A 232-nucleotide genomic window follows, 5' to 3' on the forward strand; every position below is an offset into this window, starting at 1 on the left:
TCCGCCGGCAATGCATGTTGCTTGGCATCGCGCGCTCCGGGGTCTACCGGCCGCCACGGCCGGCCAACGACAACGACCTTGCCCTGATGCAGCGGATCGACGAGCTGTTCACCGCCTGGCCGTTCCTGGGCTCGCGGCGAATGACCGCGATGCTGAAGGTTGAGGGGCTTCAGGTCAATCGCAAGCGGTTGATGCGCAAGATGGGCATTGCGGCGCTGGGACCAAGGCCGAA

1 protein-coding gene is annotated in these 232 nt (G+C 65.5%); it reads left to right on the forward strand.

The window, feature by feature from the left end; genetic code table 11:
• Positions 1-14 precede the first annotated feature (14 nt).
• On the forward strand, positions 15-232 hold a 218-nt coding region (locus tag ACZIRK_RS45775; protein WP_474419922.1), incomplete at its 3' end, for an IS3 family transposase.

The sequence above is a fragment of the Bradyrhizobium sp. Leo114 genome (assembly GCF_055229415.2).